This window comes from Kitasatospora sp. NPDC091335 (genome assembly GCF_044757205.1).
Taxonomy (GTDB): domain Bacteria; phylum Actinomycetota; class Actinomycetes; order Streptomycetales; family Streptomycetaceae; genus Kitasatospora.
Genome location: NZ_JBIVUM010000015.1, coordinates 173,590 through 188,043 on the forward strand (window position 1 = coordinate 173,590; position 14,454 = coordinate 188,043).

19 protein-coding genes are annotated in these 14,454 nt (G+C 70.7%); 15 read left to right on the forward strand and 4 right to left on the reverse strand.

Annotation, left to right across the window (positions count from 1 at the left end; genetic code table 11):
- Positions 1–117 precede the first annotated feature (117 nt).
- The 3 genes from ACIQOW_RS28405 (at position 118) to ACIQOW_RS28415 (ending at position 2,109) form a co-directional block, all read left to right on the forward strand.
- Entirely contained in the window at positions 118–345 is a 228-nt protein-coding gene (locus ACIQOW_RS28405; protein WP_401089613.1) for a hypothetical protein, read from the forward strand.
- Positions 342–530 (forward strand): hypothetical protein, encoded by a 189-nt coding sequence (locus tag ACIQOW_RS28410; protein WP_401089615.1) that lies wholly within the window; start codon positions 342–344, stop codon positions 528–530. Before ACIQOW_RS28405 ends, ACIQOW_RS28410 begins: the two co-directional genes overlap by 4 nt.
- Before the next feature lie 334 nt (positions 531–864).
- Entirely contained in the window at positions 865–2,109 is a 1,245-nt protein-coding gene (locus ACIQOW_RS28415) for a serine hydrolase domain-containing protein (protein ID WP_401089617.1), read from the forward strand.
- 62 nt (positions 2,110–2,171) lie between these two features.
- On the opposite strand, the gene ACIQOW_RS28420 is transcribed toward ACIQOW_RS28415, so the two are convergent.
- Positions 2,172–2,363 carry a DUF397 domain-containing protein gene (locus ACIQOW_RS28420; RefSeq protein WP_401089619.1) on the reverse strand — a complete coding sequence of 64 codons (192 nt, stop codon included), beginning with the start codon at positions 2,361–2,363 and terminating at the stop codon, positions 2,172–2,174.
- Positions 2,356–3,219, reverse strand: coding sequence for a helix-turn-helix domain-containing protein (locus ACIQOW_RS28425; protein ID WP_401089621.1), 864 nt, complete (start codon positions 3,217–3,219; stop codon positions 2,356–2,358). The genes ACIQOW_RS28420 and ACIQOW_RS28425 overlap by 8 nt, the downstream gene beginning before the upstream one ends.
- Positions 3,220–3,454: 235 nt before the next feature.
- Between ACIQOW_RS28425 and ACIQOW_RS28430 the strand changes: the two genes are divergently transcribed.
- The 10 genes from ACIQOW_RS28430 to ACIQOW_RS28475 all read left to right on the forward strand — a co-directional run bounded on the left by ACIQOW_RS28430 (position 3,455) and on the right by ACIQOW_RS28475 (position 10,115).
- Entirely contained in the window at positions 3,455–3,820 is a 366-nt protein-coding gene (locus ACIQOW_RS28430; RefSeq protein WP_401089623.1) for an ATP-binding protein, read from the forward strand.
- Positions 3,820–4,080, forward strand: coding sequence for a hypothetical protein (locus tag ACIQOW_RS28435; RefSeq protein ID WP_401089625.1), 261 nt, complete (start codon positions 3,820–3,822; stop codon positions 4,078–4,080). The genes ACIQOW_RS28430 and ACIQOW_RS28435 overlap by 1 nt, the downstream gene beginning before the upstream one ends.
- Before the next feature lie 231 nt (positions 4,081–4,311).
- On the forward strand, positions 4,312–4,836 hold the full coding sequence (locus ACIQOW_RS28440) for a DUF6879 family protein (protein ID WP_401089627.1): 525 nt from the start codon (positions 4,312–4,314) through the stop codon (positions 4,834–4,836).
- 117 nt (positions 4,837–4,953) lie between these two features.
- Positions 4,954–5,223 carry a hypothetical protein gene (locus ACIQOW_RS28445; RefSeq protein WP_401089629.1) on the forward strand — a complete coding sequence of 90 codons (270 nt, stop codon included), beginning with the start codon at positions 4,954–4,956 and terminating at the stop codon, positions 5,221–5,223.
- Positions 5,204–5,722, forward strand: coding sequence for a DUF6879 family protein (locus ACIQOW_RS28450; RefSeq protein WP_401089631.1), 519 nt, complete (start codon positions 5,204–5,206; stop codon positions 5,720–5,722). The genes ACIQOW_RS28445 and ACIQOW_RS28450 overlap by 20 nt, the downstream gene beginning before the upstream one ends.
- Positions 5,723–5,735: 13 nt before the next feature.
- The gene (locus ACIQOW_RS28455; RefSeq protein ID WP_401089633.1) at positions 5,736–6,584 is read left to right on the forward strand and encodes a helix-turn-helix domain-containing protein; all 849 of its coding nucleotides are present in this window, start codon (positions 5,736–5,738) and stop codon (positions 6,582–6,584) included.
- A gap of 182 nt (positions 6,585–6,766) precedes the next feature.
- Complete coding sequence (gene tgmA, locus ACIQOW_RS28460; protein ID WP_401089635.1) at positions 6,767–7,027, forward strand: putative ATP-grasp-modified RiPP; 261 nt, start codon at positions 6,767–6,769, stop codon at positions 7,025–7,027.
- Positions 7,027–7,992 carry an ATP-grasp ribosomal peptide maturase gene (tgmB, locus tag ACIQOW_RS28465; protein ID WP_401089636.1) on the forward strand — a complete coding sequence of 322 codons (966 nt, stop codon included), beginning with the start codon at positions 7,027–7,029 and terminating at the stop codon, positions 7,990–7,992. Before tgmA ends, tgmB begins: the two co-directional genes overlap by 1 nt.
- Positions 7,989–9,131 carry an ATP-grasp peptide maturase system methyltransferase gene (tgmC, locus tag ACIQOW_RS28470; protein ID WP_401089638.1) on the forward strand — a complete coding sequence of 381 codons (1,143 nt, stop codon included), beginning with the start codon at positions 7,989–7,991 and terminating at the stop codon, positions 9,129–9,131. The genes tgmB and tgmC overlap by 4 nt, the downstream gene beginning before the upstream one ends.
- A gap of 336 nt (positions 9,132–9,467) precedes the next feature.
- The gene (locus ACIQOW_RS28475; RefSeq protein ID WP_401089640.1) at positions 9,468–10,115 is read left to right on the forward strand and encodes a hypothetical protein; all 648 of its coding nucleotides are present in this window, start codon (positions 9,468–9,470) and stop codon (positions 10,113–10,115) included.
- 265 nt (positions 10,116–10,380) lie between these two features.
- Here the strand turns inward: ACIQOW_RS28475 and ACIQOW_RS28480 are convergent, their stop codons facing one another.
- Positions 10,381–10,587, reverse strand: coding sequence for a DivIVA domain-containing protein (locus ACIQOW_RS28480; RefSeq protein ID WP_401089642.1), 207 nt, complete (start codon positions 10,585–10,587; stop codon positions 10,381–10,383).
- A gap of 205 nt (positions 10,588–10,792) precedes the next feature.
- Here ACIQOW_RS28480 and ACIQOW_RS28485 point away from each other — a divergent pair, with 205 nt between their 5' ends.
- A complete protein-coding gene (locus ACIQOW_RS28485) occupies positions 10,793–11,794 on the forward strand; it encodes a DUF4232 domain-containing protein (protein ID WP_401089644.1) in 1,002 nt (333 codons plus the stop codon).
- A gap of 686 nt (positions 11,795–12,480) precedes the next feature.
- Here the strand turns inward: ACIQOW_RS28485 and ACIQOW_RS28490 are convergent.
- Positions 12,481–13,074, reverse strand: coding sequence for a TetR/AcrR family transcriptional regulator C-terminal domain-containing protein (locus ACIQOW_RS28490; protein WP_401089714.1), 594 nt, complete (start codon positions 13,072–13,074; stop codon positions 12,481–12,483).
- 78 nt (positions 13,075–13,152) lie between these two features.
- On the opposite strand from ACIQOW_RS28490, the gene ACIQOW_RS28495 reads away from it, so the two are divergent.
- Positions 13,153–14,400: an FAD-dependent monooxygenase gene (locus tag ACIQOW_RS28495; RefSeq protein ID WP_401089647.1), complete on the forward strand. Its 1,248-nt coding sequence runs from the start codon at positions 13,153–13,155 to the stop codon at positions 14,398–14,400.
- Positions 14,401–14,454: the final 54 nt, after the last annotated feature.

The following is a 14,454-nucleotide window of genomic DNA, read 5'->3' on the forward strand; positions in this document are numbered from 1 at the left end:
CCGAACCGGCATCACGTCTGTCTGCCCTGCCGTGCCTCGTTCAAGAAGCGCGGCACGTGGGCGAGCCGTTGCCCGCGCTGCCGTGTGGAGTTGATCGACGCGGGCCAGGACCTCGCTGTGCCGAAGCGGAGTGACACCGCCGGCTGGCGGGCGTTGACCGCCCTGCTCGGCGCGGGTGTCACGTTCCACTCGGGCTGCTGCGACGGGCCCGGTTGGCGGCCCCGTACCCCGCGCGAGGTGCGCGAGCGGCTGGCCGCCGCGGCGGGCACGGGCGTGCCGCTGAGCGTGGCGCTGACGACGGTCGACAGTCACGAACTCCGCTCCCGGTGCGGCGTTGCCCGGTGAGCCGTCGGCGTTACGTGGCCCGTGGTGTGCCCGGCGGCTACCGGATCTGGGACAACCGGGCCCGCCGCTGGTGGGGCGACAACTACGAGCTCTGCCCCGACGATCTCCTCACCGAACTCAACGGCAGAGCCGACCCGGAGGCGCTGACCGGCCTGCTCAGGCGCTACCGAGCGCAGAAGCGGTAGGCCGGGCGCGACGCGGCCAACAGCCTCCGACTGCCAGTCGTGAGCGGGATGGTCGCGGTGTGGCCGGTGTGAGCACGGTGCCGGAGCGGCTTGCCCGCGCCGGCCGGCCGGCGGGCGGGCGCCCCCGAGGGGATCGGGGGCGCCGCCTCCGGGAGCCGTCGGGGGCGGGCCCCTGCCCAGGTCGTAGCCGCCCCGCCGCAGGGGTGCGACCTGGTGGGGAGAGCGGGTCGGCCCTGAGTCTGACGATCCGCCGCAGGAACGCTGGGACAGTCTCAACTGTCAGATGGAAGACGGAAGTTGGTGACAGCTTCCGGCGGAGACGGTGGAGGTTGTCATGGTGGGGACGTCGAGGAGCGGAGCCGGACGCCGCCGGGCGCGGGCCGTCCGCGTGGCGGCGGTCGTGCTGGCGGGGGTGGGACTGGTGGCCGGTGTGGTCCCGGCGGCCCTCGCGCAGGGCACGGGCGGCACGAACGCCGGCACCGCGAGCGCCGTCGGAGCGGTGGCCGACCAGGCGCGGCGGGTCGACCGGGCCGCGCTGGACGCCGGCCTGCGGGCAGTGGTGGCGCCGGGCGGCGCGACCGCCGCGATCGGCCGGGTGCGCGAGGACGGCCACACCCTCTGGAAGGGCGCGGCCGGAACCGCCGACCTCACCACCGGCGAGCCCGCCGCGGCCCGCGACCGCTTCCGGATCGGCAGCGCCACCAAGACCTTCGTGGCGACCGTCGTCCTCCAGCTCGTCGCGGAGCACCGGATCGCCCTGGACGACCCGGTCGAGACGCACCTGCCCGGCGTCCTGCGCGACGGCGCCCGCATCAGCGTCCGCCAACTGCTCAACCACACCGGCGGCGTCTACAACTACACCTCGGACCCGGCCTTCGCCTACGCCGACGACGCCTCGTTCCGGACCTGGCTCAGCACCGACCGCTGGAAGTCGCGGACGATGGCGGAACTCGTCGCCGTCGCCGAGACCCACCCGGCGTACTTCCCACCCGGTCAGGACTGGCACTACTCCAACACCGACTACATCCTGCTCGGCATGCTCATCGAGAAGGCCACCGGCCGCAGTTGGCAGCAGGAGGTCGAGCGCCGGATCGTCCGGCCGCTGGGCCTGAGCGAGACCACCATGCCGGAGAACGACCCCACCGTCCCCGGCCGCCACACCCGCGCCTACGTCAGCATGCCCGGCGGCCCGGTGGACATCACGCTGTTCAACCCGACCATCGCCGGCCCGGCCGGCGCCGGCATCTCCACCACCGCCGACCTCGCCGCCTTCATGTCCGCCCTGCTCGGAGGACGGCTCCTCGGGCCCGCCGAACTCGCCGAGATGAAGCACACCACGGGCCTCGGACGCGGGGCCGACTACGGCCTCGGCCTGGAGCGCACACCCACCCCGTGCGGGGACTTCTGGGGCCACCGCGGCGACAGCCTCGGCTACAGCAGCATCATGCTCGGTGACGACACCGGGCAGCGCCAGGTCGTGCTCTCCCGCAACCCGTACGACCCGGCCGGACTGCCCGCCTCCGAGGCCGCCTTCACCGCCCTGGTGACCGCGGCGGCCTGCGCCGGCCGGACCACCTGAGGCCCTGGCCGCTGCGGCCGCGCCCCTCGCCCAGGGGAGGGCGAGGGGCGCGGATGAAGCTGTCAGGCGTGGTGGTCGAACTCGCCGGCCTTGATGTCGTGGAGGAGAGCGGCCAGGGTCGCGGGCCTGGTGCGGAGGATGATGTCGCCCTCGTCGGACTCGCGGAGATCGATCAGCCCGTTGATGGCGCGAACCTCGACGCATTCGTTACTTGCCGCACTGTAGCTGGACTTCTGCCACTCTGAGCTATGCATAGGCGGACTTTACTTCTTTCATGATGGATCGGATGAAGTCGCGCGATTCGTCTTCGGTGAGGGCTGTGGCGTCCAGGCTGGAGAAGATGGTTCGATGCTTGGCCAGGTTCGTCGGCGAGTCGAAGAACAGTGCACCTTGGGAAACGTCCATCTCGACGGTGTCCAGCTCGGGGACCGGCCCTTCGACGTAGATCAGGTTCTCGCCGGCACCTGGAAAAGTGTCAATGGCGAATGGCACCACGCGAACGGAGATCCCAGGCTGCTCGGAGTCGTCCAGTAGCGCGGCGAGCTGATCGATGAGCACCACAGGGCCGCCGAACTGCATTCGTAGGGCGGCCTCATGGATGAAGACGCGAAGAGGTTTCGCCCCGGATCGGACGACCTCCTGGCGCTTGAGACGGAAGGTCGTTCGCGTCTCGATGTCTTGCGGAGGCAGGGGAGGGATGAGTCGAGCGAACACCGCTGATGCGTATGCCCTGGTCTGGAGAAGCCCAGGGATGTAGACGGTGTTGCAGAAGGTGATCCGCTCGGCGTGCCCCTCAAGCTCTGCGACTTCGAGGAAGTCGATGGTCAGAAGGTTTCGGTACTCCTCCCACCAGCCCTTTCCGCGCTCTGAGGTCATGTCGGCCAGTGCATCGATCAGGGGCTGGTTGTCGCACATGCATGCAGTGGCGATGGTCCGCAGCCGTTCGGTGCTGATGCCGCCCTTTCCGCTCTCCATCTGTGTGATCTGCGCGGGCTGGATGCCGAGCTTGCGCGCAAGCTGACTGCCGCCGAGGCCGGCCTGCTCCCGCATCCTCCTCAGCTCGGTCCCGATCCGCCGCTGGCGAAGGGTTGGGTTCGGTCGTAGCGCCATGATGACCAGTCTGCCGCAGGTCGGGGTGGTGGAGGTGCCACGTTCGGGGGAACCTCCCAGGAGTCGGCTCAAATTTGAGCCGAGCTGCGCTATGGTCGATCTCACATCGATCCGACGGATCGTCAGTAACGCCTGCTGGCAAGCACCGCAGAGCAGCCACGTCCATCTCCACCGGCCTGGCTCACGGCGACATCTTCCGCCGGTTCCCCCTCACTCACGCCTCGGGAGAACTCCCATGCGTCACATCAACACGCCCACCATCGCCATCGCCCGTCAGACCCTCTGCACCACCATGACGCGCGTCGGCTGGTCCTCCTCCACCATCTTCGACGCGCAGCTCGCGCTCTGTGAGCTGCTCGTCAACGCGTGGCGCCACACCGACACCCCCGCGCCGCTGGTCGAGATCATCTCCGTCAACGACTCGCTCCGGGTCTCCGTCACGGACGAGAGCCCGGTCCTGCCCTCCGCCCCGCCGCTGTCCCTGCTCGCCGAGTCCGGGCGCGGCCTCCAGCTGGTCGAGGCGCTCACCCACCGCTGGGGCGTCGACCCCCACGAGCGTGCCAAATCCGTGTGGTTCGAGCTGCTGAAGGACGCCGCCTGATGGTCTACCGTCCCGGCCGCCACCCGATGCTGCCGACCGACCCCCGGATCCGGTACTACACCGAGGACCACATCCGCACCCTCCTGGACGAAGTCCGGGAGCGGGGGCGCGAGTTCGGCCTCATCTTCCCCTCGATCGACACCGACAGGACCATGGACGGCCGCGTCCTCGTCCGCTTCAACACCGCGCCGGCGTCGACCCTCCTCAACCTCCTCACCCTGCTCCTCGACGCCGAACGCAGGACCTCGTGCGATACCTGATCGGGACGGCCCTCGCCGTCCTCCACGCCCTCGCCTTCGCGACCGTCGCCCTGGGCGTCGTCACCGCCCTCCGCGCCGCCCCGCCGCCCGACGAGGACACCTGACCGTCGGCCCCCGCCGCCCACGCGCCGGGGGCCGCGACACAACCCGCCCCACCAACCCGGCGTCCGTGGCAGATGGAGAGACGGCCGTGGCACTACGGTTGCCTGAGTATCGACAGGAGGGCGTGCGATGTCGCAGAAGGTACCGAGCTTCTATGAACTCCTGGATACCGCCGAGCACTCGGCCGTCCACCTGGAGATGCGGGACCAGTACGGCATCTCGGAGGAGTCCGACGAGATCGCCCGGTGGCAGCGGGGCGAAGCCGTCGACGTGGACCCCGACTCGGAGTACTGGCAGGACTGGACCGAGGCCGTACGCCGCGCGGTCGCGCGTGGCGTCGTCGTCCGGCGGGCACGGATCGTGTCGGAGCCGGTGACGGCCTACATCCGCTACGAACACCACATCACCCAGGTGAACGTGGCGGCCGGTGAACTGGTTCGCTGGCTTCCCCGAAGCCAGGCGTCGGACCTTGCCCTCCCCGGCAACGACTTCTGGCTGTTCGACGGGAAGCTGGTTCGCTTCAATCTGTTCGACGGATACGGGAGGGGCCTGGGGCCGCAGCACTCCGACGACGCCGACGTGGCGCGGCTCTGCACCTCGGCCTTCGAGGCTGTCTGGGCGCGTGCCACCGACCACGAGAAGTACAAGGTCTGAGCCCTGCGGCGCTGTGCGGGGGTCGGGCCCATCCCGAGCCGTGCCCTTGACGCTCCTTCACGGGCGGGGTCAAGGTTCGTGGAACTGCGTGGAATCCACTCGGTACAGGAGGTAGTCATGGCGCTAAAGTTTCTGGGGATCTACCCGAACACCCCCGATGACGGCTCGCCGACCATCTGGCTGGACGAGGCGACCGGCGACCTGGTGATCCAGTCCTGGAAGGCCGACGAAGCCACCATCAGGGAGGCCCAGGAGGTCGGTTCCATCCCGGGCCACTCCACGGACATCCCGGATCACGAGGGCGTGTTCCGGCTTCCCGCCAACATGATCCAGTTCATCCCCCGGCCGGACAGTGAGGTCAACGACGGTGGCAACGGCGGTTCGTGAGCAGCTCGCAAAGGCGCAGCGCTCGGCGGTGCATCTGGAGATGCGGGACAGCTACATGCTGGACGACCCCGAGTTCATCGCCTGGCAGCAGGGCAAACGGCTTGATCCGATGGACCGCGAGTCGTGGTGGCGGTCGTGGCTCGACGTGGTGGCCGAGACGACCGGCCGTGGGGTCGCCATGCGCCGTCTGCGCGTGGTCTCCGAGCCGGTGACCGACTACATCCGGTACGAGTACGACGTGACCTTTCCGAATGTCGCGGCGGGAGAAGACGTGCGATGGTTGCCGCGCTCCCGCGCCGGTGACCTGTTCCTGCCCGGTCTGGACGGCTGGGTGATGGATGACGAGGTGGTGATCCTGCACCACTTCACCGGGGACGGGCAGTGGGCCGAGGCCGGCATGGAGGTCCGGACCGATCCGGAGCTGGCCGAACGGTACCTGGCGGCCTACGAGATCGCATGGGAACGGGCGACACCGCACGCGGAGTACCGTCCCGCCTGATCGATAACCGTCCATGGCTGTCCCGGCATCGTCAAGTGTCCAGCGCGCCCGCCGGAATCTCGCCGACCGGCTCGGCGAGATTCAGCGGGATGCCGGGCTGACCGGGCGTGACCTGGCCGCGGCGTGCGGCTGGTACCCGTCCAAGGTCTCGCGTCTGCTGAACGCCCGCACGCCGCCGTCCGAGGACGACATCCGGGAGTGGTGCCGGGCCTGCGGGGCCGAGGACCGCGCGCCGGACCTGATCGCTTCCCTGCGAGCGGTCGAAGGCATGTTCATCGAGTGGCGACGCATGGAACGCGCCGGTCTCAAGGCAGCTCAGGAAGCCCGGCTCCCGCTGTACGAGCGAACGCGTCGGTTCCGGTCCTACTCGTCCTGGTTGGTGCCCGGCCTGATTCAGACGCCGGGGTACACGACTGCTGCCCTCCAAGCCATTCAGCAGCGCCGAGGGCTCGTTGACGACGTTCCGGCCGCTGTGGCCGCCCGCATGCAGCGCCAACGGGTGCTGTACGCGGGCGACCGGCGGTTCGCCTTCCTGATCGAGGAGTCCGTGCTGCGCTGCGGGATCGGCGGTGGCGGCGTCATGCGCGACCAACTGCACCACCTGACGACAGTCGGATCGCTTCCCAACGTGAGCTTGGGAGTTGTTCCGATGCGTCCCGATCGGACGCGCTGGCCGGCTGAGGGCTTCTGGATCTTCGACAGTGCGCAGGTGAATGTGGAACTGATCTCCGGATACCTGACGATCACCCAGCCGAGCGAGATCACGATGTACGCCGAGACGTTCGGTGAGCTTGCCGAGTCGGCTGTCTACGGGGCGACCGCTCGTGAGCTCATCACGTCTGCCGCTGCGCTGCTCGGGTGACCCCTGCAATCGGCGTGGAATCCTGTGGAATTTCATGGCGGGGTCTGCCGCTCACTCCGTACTTTCCTGCCAAGAGCATCGACGCCGGAGAGCGGCGCGAGATCGAACGGCCGGATCAACAACCCGGCCGACTGCCCGAGCTGTTGATCCCGTCAGCACCACGAAACGGAGGCGCAGCACAGATGACAACCGCACCGTGGGGTACCACCCGCATGGGGCCGTTCACGGCCACCGTCCCGGTCCCGCAGTACACGCCTGTCATCGACCCCGAGACGCAGGTCGCCGTGTTCGTGGACGAGCACGGCCGCACGGTGGAGATGGGCGGCCACGGCACCAGCACCAGCGGTTTGACGCCCACGCAGACCACGCCCGACGGAAACCCGGGCAGCCCGACCGACACCGACACCACCGAGTCCTACGACCAGGACCAGAGCAGCGACTGATGGATGACCGAAGCGGGTCGGTGCTGGTGCTGACCAACCCCCTTGACGCGACTGCGGATGCGGTACTGCGGGTGCTCGCCGAGCGCCGGGTTCCGGTGGTCCGTCTCGATCCCGGCACCGACCTGCACACGGGTGCCTCGCTGACCGCCGCGTACCGTACGGGCGGTCAGCGAGGCACTCTGCGCACGGTCGGCCGGGACGTCGATCTCTCCGTCGTGCGGTCCGTCTGGGTGCGCCGGGCCTCGCCCTACGAGGGCCCTTCCGAACTGGACGGACAGGACCGCCGGTTCGCCGCCTCGCAAGCCCTGTGGGGCGCGGGCGGCATCCTCGCGTCGCTCCCCGCCGCGCACTACGTGAACCATCCCTGGGCCAACCGCGCCGCCGAGTACAAGCCGACACAGCTCGCGGCCGCGCAGCGCTTCGGATTCCTGGTCCCCGACACGGTGATCACGAACAGCGAGGACGAGGCCAGGGAGTTCGTTGCCGCCCAGGCCTGCGGGGCGGTGTACAAGCCGCTGTGGAACACCCCCTACGCGGTCGGCGGGCGGCCCCACGCGGTGTGGGTGCGAGAGGTCGATCCGGCCGACCTCACCGACGCGGTGTCCGTCTGCCCGCACCTCTTCCAAGCGAAGGTGCCGAAAGCGTTCGACGCACGGGTGACGGCCGTCGGCAACCGTCTGTTCGGCGTCCGGATCGACAGTCCCGACCTCGACTGGCGGCGGCGCCAGGACCGGATGACGTGCACGCCGATCGACGTACCCGAGCCGGTCGCGCGCTCGGTTGCCGCCTACCTCGGACAGCTTCGTCTGGTTTACGGAGCCTTCGACTTCGCGGTGACCGCCTCGGGTGCCTGGTACTTCCTTGAGTCCAACCCGAACGGCCAGTGGGCGTGGCAGCCGGCCGGGACCACCGACGCCATCGCCCACGCTCTCGCCGACCAGCTCCAGAAAGGCCGTGACACATGAGCACACCGGCTGAACTCCGCGCCGCTCTGGCCGACAGGCTCACGGGGAACGGCGTGCTGACCGAACGCGCGTGGGAGAGCGCCGTGCGGGCCGTTCCGCGGGAACTCTTCGCCGGAACCTACTTCGCTCCGGTCGCCGGCAGCGTTCCGACCGGCTACCGGCCCGTCCGCGAGGGCGAGCCCGGATGGCTGGAGGGGATCTACGAGGACCAGACGCTGGTCACCCGGCTCGACGGCCGCATCGGGCCCGAGGACACGGACGGGGAAACCGTGACGGGCATCCCGTCCTCGTCGTCCACCCTCCCGTCCGTGGTGCTGCGCATGTGGCAGCAGCTCGGCGCCAGGGCCGGACACCGTGTGCTGGAGGTCGGCACCGGGACCGGGTACTCGACCGCCCTCGGCGCCCACCGCTTCGGGGACGCCGACCTCACCAGCGTCGAGTACGACCCGACGGTCGGCGCGGCAGCCGCGACAGCGATCAAGGCCGCGGGATTCTCCCCGCGGCTGATCACCGGTGACGGGCTGCGCGGCGATCCGGACGGGGGCCGGTACGACCGGCTCATCGCCACCTGTTCGGTCCGGTACATCCCTCTCCCGTGGCTCCACCAGGTCAGGCCCGGCGGTCGGATCCTGGTCACCCTCTCCGGGTGGAGCTACGCGAACGCCCTCGCGCTGCTCGACGTGACCGGCCCCGGCGAGGCCACCGGCCGGTTCCTGGCCGACCAGACCAGCTTCATGATCGCGCGCCCGCACGACCGGCCGCCCCTCCCGACGCTGGACCTGCTGCCCGGCGACGAGTCCAGGACCCGCATCGACCCGGCGGCGCTCGACGGCTGGACGGGCGGTTGGGTGGCCCAACTCGCCGCGCCCGCAGCCATCCGGATGGGTGTGGGGGCTCAGCAGATCCTCTGGGACCCGTCCACCGGGTCGCAGGCCCGGACGGCACCCGGCCCCGGCGGCGGGTGGACCGTGACGCAGCGCGGGCCCGTCCGGCTGTGGGACCGGGTCGAGCGCGCGGTCCAGTGCTGGCAGGCGGCCGGTGAGCCGCACCAGGACGGTTTCGGGATCACCGTGTCGGCGGCCGGACAGCGCGTCTGGCTGGGCACGGAGGACGGACCGGGCTGGAACCTGCCCATCTGAGCCGGGCCGTCCCCGGTGCGAGGTGCGAGATCGACCGGGCACTGCCCCCACCTCGTCGGATACGCCTGGCAGCCGGCCGAAGGCATCGCCGAGGAGGCGCTGCGGCCCGGGTCCTGGCCGCGTCATAGCGCACGACGGCCCCGCCCGCACCCCGTGCGGGCGGGGCCGCACCTGCCGTCGCAGGGCGACAGGCCATGTGAACGGGCAACCTTCCGTTTGTGCGGGGGAGTTCGGGGTTGTGGGTGTGCGGAGAAGATGATCGGGGCATGCTCTGACAAATTCATGCCAGGTGTCGGCGGCGTGACGACCTGACACCTCCCGTCCCGAGGAGTCCCCTTGGCGAACGCCTTCCTGCGGCGGCTGTCCTTACCCGCCGCGCTCGCCGTCCTGACCGTGGCGGCTTCGGCCTTCTCCACCGGCACGGCCCACGCGGCCGAGCCGGGCGGCCCGTGTGACCCCCGCGTGACCCGGTACGGGCTGTACGAGGTCTCGACCGCCGTCGTCGACCCGGTGCTCACGCACTGGAAGGGCATCACCATCGCCCCCGGCACCACCGGTTCCATCGAGACCACCGTGTCCGAGGTCCAGAACGTGAGCACGACCTTCAACGCCTCGACCGAGATCAACGCGCAAGCGGGCGCGTTCTTCGCGAAGGTCTCCGTCAAGGTCGGCTTCTCCGTCCAGACCAGCAAGTCCAGCAGCAGCACCTGGTCCCAGAAGGTCACGCTGAACTTCTCCCGCCCGGGCGACTACGCGGTGTTCAAGGGCACCAACCGCGTCCAGGGCAAGGCCGACGAGTACGTCTGCCTCCTCCGCGACTTCGGGGGCAGCAACCCCGGCGACGGGTACTGGGCCTACCTCTTCGGCTCCCACCCCACCTACAGCACCTTCGACGCCGAGACCGAGGGCACCGTCTCCTGCGACACACCGGTCTCCGCCGGCACCGTCCAGGAGCTCGCACGCAACAAGCTCGTCTGCCACTGAGCGCCGCCCCGCCCGAGGAGGACGCCTGACCCACCCGCCGGCCCCCGCCGCCCACGGCGGTTTCTAGGGGCCGTGGCGCAACCCCGGCTCCCGAGAGGCCGCCAAGTCGGCGTTCCGTCAGAAGACGGAACTCCCGGCAAGGCGGCCTCTCGGGAGCCGGGTGCTGGACTTCGCCCCGGACTTCGTCGATCCGCGCGGTACCGGGCACCCCGTCGCACAGGAAGTCGGCCGGTCCGACTTCCTGCGTCAAGCCCGGCACGTGGGGTTACGCGCTGCCGCCCCTGCCGCGCAGGAGGTCCGCGATGCGCGCGTCGACCTGCTCGCGGTCGTAGCCCCGCCACCTGATGCGGAACGCCGGAACGGGTGGCGGTGCACCGGCTCCGGACAGGGCGTCAAGGTAGCGGTCGACCTCGGGGCGGTCGTAGCCCCGCCGTACCAGGTCGAAACCGCGGAACTCCGGGAATGCTGACACCTCGTGGGTCCTCCGACTCCTCGGGCCGGCCGGCGGCGCGACCTCGGTCGCCCGCCACCGGCCGGCGTCTTCACGTACCCAGTGTGCACGCCGGAATTCCGCCGGCCGGCCCGGCGGGATCCGGAAGCGGACCATGACAGGGCTGTTGCACGCGAAGTGACGCGGCTCACGGCGGTGCCGTCCCGGGGCGTGATCGACTCGGCTGATGCGCCAGTTCTCCGTTCCCCGCCGCCAGCCGGCGGCCAGTTGTCTCGCCGCGACCGCCGCCCTGCTGCTCGTGGGCTGCGGCACCGTGACGGCCGCGGGCTCCGGCGGGGGAGCGGAGGCGTCCGGCACTCCGGGGGCGTGCGCGACGCCGACCCCGACGCCGACGGCGACGACCCCCGGGGTGGCGCAGCCGACCGGGCTCGCGCAGGGCGGGGTGCGGATCACCGTCTCCGGCCCCGGCTGCGCCGAGTACGAGGTGACCAACCCGAACGGCGAACCGTACGACTACACCGTGCTGTTCAGCCTCCGCTCCGCGCAGGGCGAGGTGCTGGACAACCTTTCCAGGACCGTCACCGCGCTCGCCCCCGGCGCCACCGAGAAGGGGCGGATCGACCTGGGCGGGCCCAGCCGGACCCCCGAGCCCGGCCCGCCGCCCACCCTCACCCTGCCCGGCACCCGTACGTCCACGGCGAAGCCGGAGATCGCCAAGGTCCGCGGCGTGCCCACCGCCGAGGCCCCGAACTCCGGTGGCCCCTGCCCGACTTCCGGCGTGCGGCTGTACGCCGACGAGGGGGACGCCGCGATGGGCCTGCGCGTGGTCGGACTGCACCTGCGCAACTGCGGCACCACCCCCGTCACCCTCGACGGCTACCCCCAGGTGCAGCCGCTCGACCTCGACCACCGCCCCCTGGGCGGGGTGAGCGTGCTGCGCGGCGGCGCCGGGATCGCCACCGGCACCGGCGCCGACGACCCGCCCCGGAAGTTCGCCCTGCTCCCCGGGGAGGGCGCCCGCACCACCCTGGTGTGGCGCAACACCACCGAGGCCGGTCTCGGCGAACCGCTGAACGCCCCCTACGTCCGGGTGCGCGCCACCCCCGACGCGGCCCCCGTGATGGTCACCCCGGAACTCGACCTCGGCACCACGGGACGCCTCGGCGCCGGCGCCTGGACCAGGGAGGACGCCGACACGCGGTCGCCGTCGTCGGCCCCGAGGCCGTGATCACACCACACCGATCCTGACCGGCGGTCGCCCGGGGACAGCGTCCACGCGGGTGCCGGTCCGCCTCCCTCCGGAAGCCTGCGAGCTCACCCCAGGATGAAAGGGGGTCAGTAGAGGCCCAGTCCTACCTGCTTCCACCTCACCTTTCGATCATGGTGCCAGTGCACGTGATATGGCTGGGGGAGGCCCTGATACGGCTTGATGCCGTGAGTCCGGCCATCGCAAATCGGTCTGATGGTGTGACGCCGTCCCCTGGATTCCGTGCCGCCGACCACCTGAATCGTGGAGCCGTTGGCATCGGACCAGCAGACGTACTCGATCCACCTGCTCTGCGTGTAACCGCAGGTGCGTGGTCCGTTGCTGGCGTTGGACGTGTTCCATCGGCCGAGCCATGACCAACGCGGAAACGAGTCCATGTAAGGCTTGACACCCCGTGTGCACATCTCCAGTGAAGGAACCGCGTTGGAGGCGGATGCCTGGGCTGCCGGAGCAGCCGGCACTCCAAGCGTGAGAGCAGTGACGCCGGCCAAGACCCCGAGGCGGGCACGACGCATCGCGGATCTCCCTTCCAGCCCGGGGCGCCCTGCGCGCTCATCGGACCTCGATACAGTTTCCCGCGCCGGGGTCTCCAGGTGCGCCGGACCGGGAGCTTGCTCCAACTTGGCGCATTTCCGGTGTAATCGGTCTCACCCGGCGCCTCCTCGGGCCGGGACGCGCGGGGCCAGGCCGTCCACGATGAGGGAGAGCCCCGCCTCGAACGCCGCTTCGGGGTCGATCGGCGGAACGCCGGCCGGCAGGCCCGGGCCGTCGCCGCTGCCGTCTTCGCTGCCGCCGCCGGAGGCCGCCTGTTCCTCCAGGACGCTGCCGACCGTGAAGCGGCCGGCCGTCAGCATCGCCATCCGGGCGTCCTGCTCGGGCACGCCGGAGTCGACGAGGAAGGACATCTTGCGGCGGATCCGGTCGAGGTCCGCGGTGGGCGTGGAGCCGGCGTGGAGGCGTGCGCCGTCGCGGCGCATCAGCAGGGTCCGCCGGAAGCTGCGGGTGTTCTCCAGGAACCACGCGCGCCAGTCGTCCCCGGGCGCCGGCAGCGGTGCGCTCGCATGGGGTGCCATCGCGGCCTGCGCCATGGCGGCCAGGAGGTCCTTCTTGGTGCGGAAGTGCCAGTACAGCGACGGCTGTTCGACGCCCAGCCGCCTCGCCAGCTGCCGGGTGCTGACGGCGTCCAGGCCGACCTCGTCGAGCAGGTCGAGCGCCTCGGCGACCACGGTCTCACGGTTCATCTTCGTCACGTTGACAATCTATCGCCGATAGATGACGCTGGAGAGGAATCATTCACTGATAGATTTTGGATGGTGGACATGACACGGGGTGCGGGAACGCGATCCTTACGCGTCCTCATCGCCGGCGGCGGAGTCGCGGGGCAGGCGCTGGCCTTCTGGCTGACGCGGGGCGGCCACCGGGTGACCGTCGTCGAACGCTTCCCCGCGCTGCGGGCCACCGGCGCCCAGGTCGACCTCCGGGGCCAGGGCATCGAGGCCGTGCGCCGCATGGGACTGCTGGACGAGGTCCGGGGCAAGCTCGTGGACGAGAAGGGCGTCGCCTTCGTCGACGCCCGCAGCAGGGCCAGGGCGACGATCATGGCCAACACCTCGGGGCAGGGCCGCCAGAGCCTGACCTCCGAGTACGAGATCATGCGCGGCGACCTGGTCCGCATCCTCAACGACGCGACCAGGCACGACACCGAGTACGTCTTCGGCACGAGCGTGGACGGTTTCGAGCAGGACGAGCACGAGGTCGTCGCGCACTTCTCCGACGGGTCGTCCGGCGGGTTCGACCTCCTGGTCGGCGCGGACGGCCAGGGATCGCGCATCCGCCGGGCGATCCTCCCGGAGGGTGCCGACCCGTACTGGCGGGTCGGCATCCACATGGCGTACTGGTTCGTCCCGCGCACCGACTCCGACAGCGACATCCGGGACACCTACATGGTCCCGGGCGGCCGTCAGATCATGCGCCGCAGCCACAACCCGACCGAGACCCAGGTCCACTTCGTGCTGCGCGAGGAGTCCGAGGAGGCCTCGGCGGTCCACCGGGAACCCGTCGAGCGTCAACAGGCCTTCTGGGCGGGCAGGTTCCGCGACGCCGGGTGGCAGACCGAGCGCTTCACCGCGGGCATGGGGAGCAGCCCCTTCTTCCACTCCCAGGAGGTCGTCCAGGTGCGCACCGGCACCTGGTCCGAGGGCCGCGTGGTGCTGGCGGGGGACGCCGCGCACTGCGCCTCGCCCTACAGCGGCATGGGCGTCTCCGGCGGCCTGGTCGGCGCCCACGTCCTGGCCGACGAGATCAACCGGCACCCCGACGACCTGCCGACCGCACTGGCGAACTACGACACCGTGCTGCGGCCCTTCGTCGACCGCATCCAGGCCGAGGTCAGTCCGCGGCTCCTGCGCCTGGGCCTGCCGATGACCCGGCGCGCCATCGAGGCCTTCCAGGCGGCCACCGCGCTGGCCTCCTTCCTGCACATCCCCGACCTCGTCGCGCGCCGGTCGAAGGAGGAGCGCGGCGGCGACTGGCAGCTCCCGGGCCCGGCACGGCCGAGTACCGCCTGAGGACCGCTCCACGTTCCGGACCCGGGGCACCCCCACAGGGCCCCGGGAGGACGG

Coding starts and splice junctions, on each gene's coding strand:
- ACIQOW_RS28415 (WP_401089617.1), top strand. CDS start 865: ATGGTGGGGACGTCGAGGAGCGGAGCCGGACGCCGCCGGGCGCGGGCC.
- ACIQOW_RS28420 (WP_401089619.1), bottom strand. CDS start 2,363: ATGCATAGCTCAGAGTGGCAGAAGTCCAGCTACAGTGCGGCAAGTAAC.
- ACIQOW_RS28425 (WP_401089621.1), bottom strand. CDS start 3,219: ATGGCGCTACGACCGAACCCAACCCTTCGCCAGCGGCGGATCGGGACC.
- ACIQOW_RS28430 (WP_401089623.1), top strand. CDS start 3,455: ATGCGTCACATCAACACGCCCACCATCGCCATCGCCCGTCAGACCCTC.
- ACIQOW_RS28435 (WP_401089625.1), top strand. CDS start 3,820: ATGGTCTACCGTCCCGGCCGCCACCCGATGCTGCCGACCGACCCCCGG.
- ACIQOW_RS28440 (WP_401089627.1), top strand. CDS start 4,312: ATGTCGCAGAAGGTACCGAGCTTCTATGAACTCCTGGATACCGCCGAG.
- ACIQOW_RS28445 (WP_401089629.1), top strand. CDS start 4,954: ATGGCGCTAAAGTTTCTGGGGATCTACCCGAACACCCCCGATGACGGC.
- ACIQOW_RS28455 (WP_401089633.1), top strand. CDS start 5,736: ATGGCTGTCCCGGCATCGTCAAGTGTCCAGCGCGCCCGCCGGAATCTC.
- tgmA (WP_401089635.1), top strand. CDS start 6,767: ATGACAACCGCACCGTGGGGTACCACCCGCATGGGGCCGTTCACGGCC.
- tgmB (WP_401089636.1), top strand. CDS start 7,027: ATGGATGACCGAAGCGGGTCGGTGCTGGTGCTGACCAACCCCCTTGAC.
- tgmC (WP_401089638.1), top strand. CDS start 7,989: ATGAGCACACCGGCTGAACTCCGCGCCGCTCTGGCCGACAGGCTCACG.
- ACIQOW_RS28485 (WP_401089644.1), top strand. CDS start 10,793: ATGCGCCAGTTCTCCGTTCCCCGCCGCCAGCCGGCGGCCAGTTGTCTC.
- ACIQOW_RS28490 (WP_401089714.1), bottom strand. CDS start 13,074: ATGAACCGTGAGACCGTGGTCGCCGAGGCGCTCGACCTGCTCGACGAG.
- ACIQOW_RS28495 (WP_401089647.1), top strand. CDS start 13,153: ATGACACGGGGTGCGGGAACGCGATCCTTACGCGTCCTCATCGCCGGC.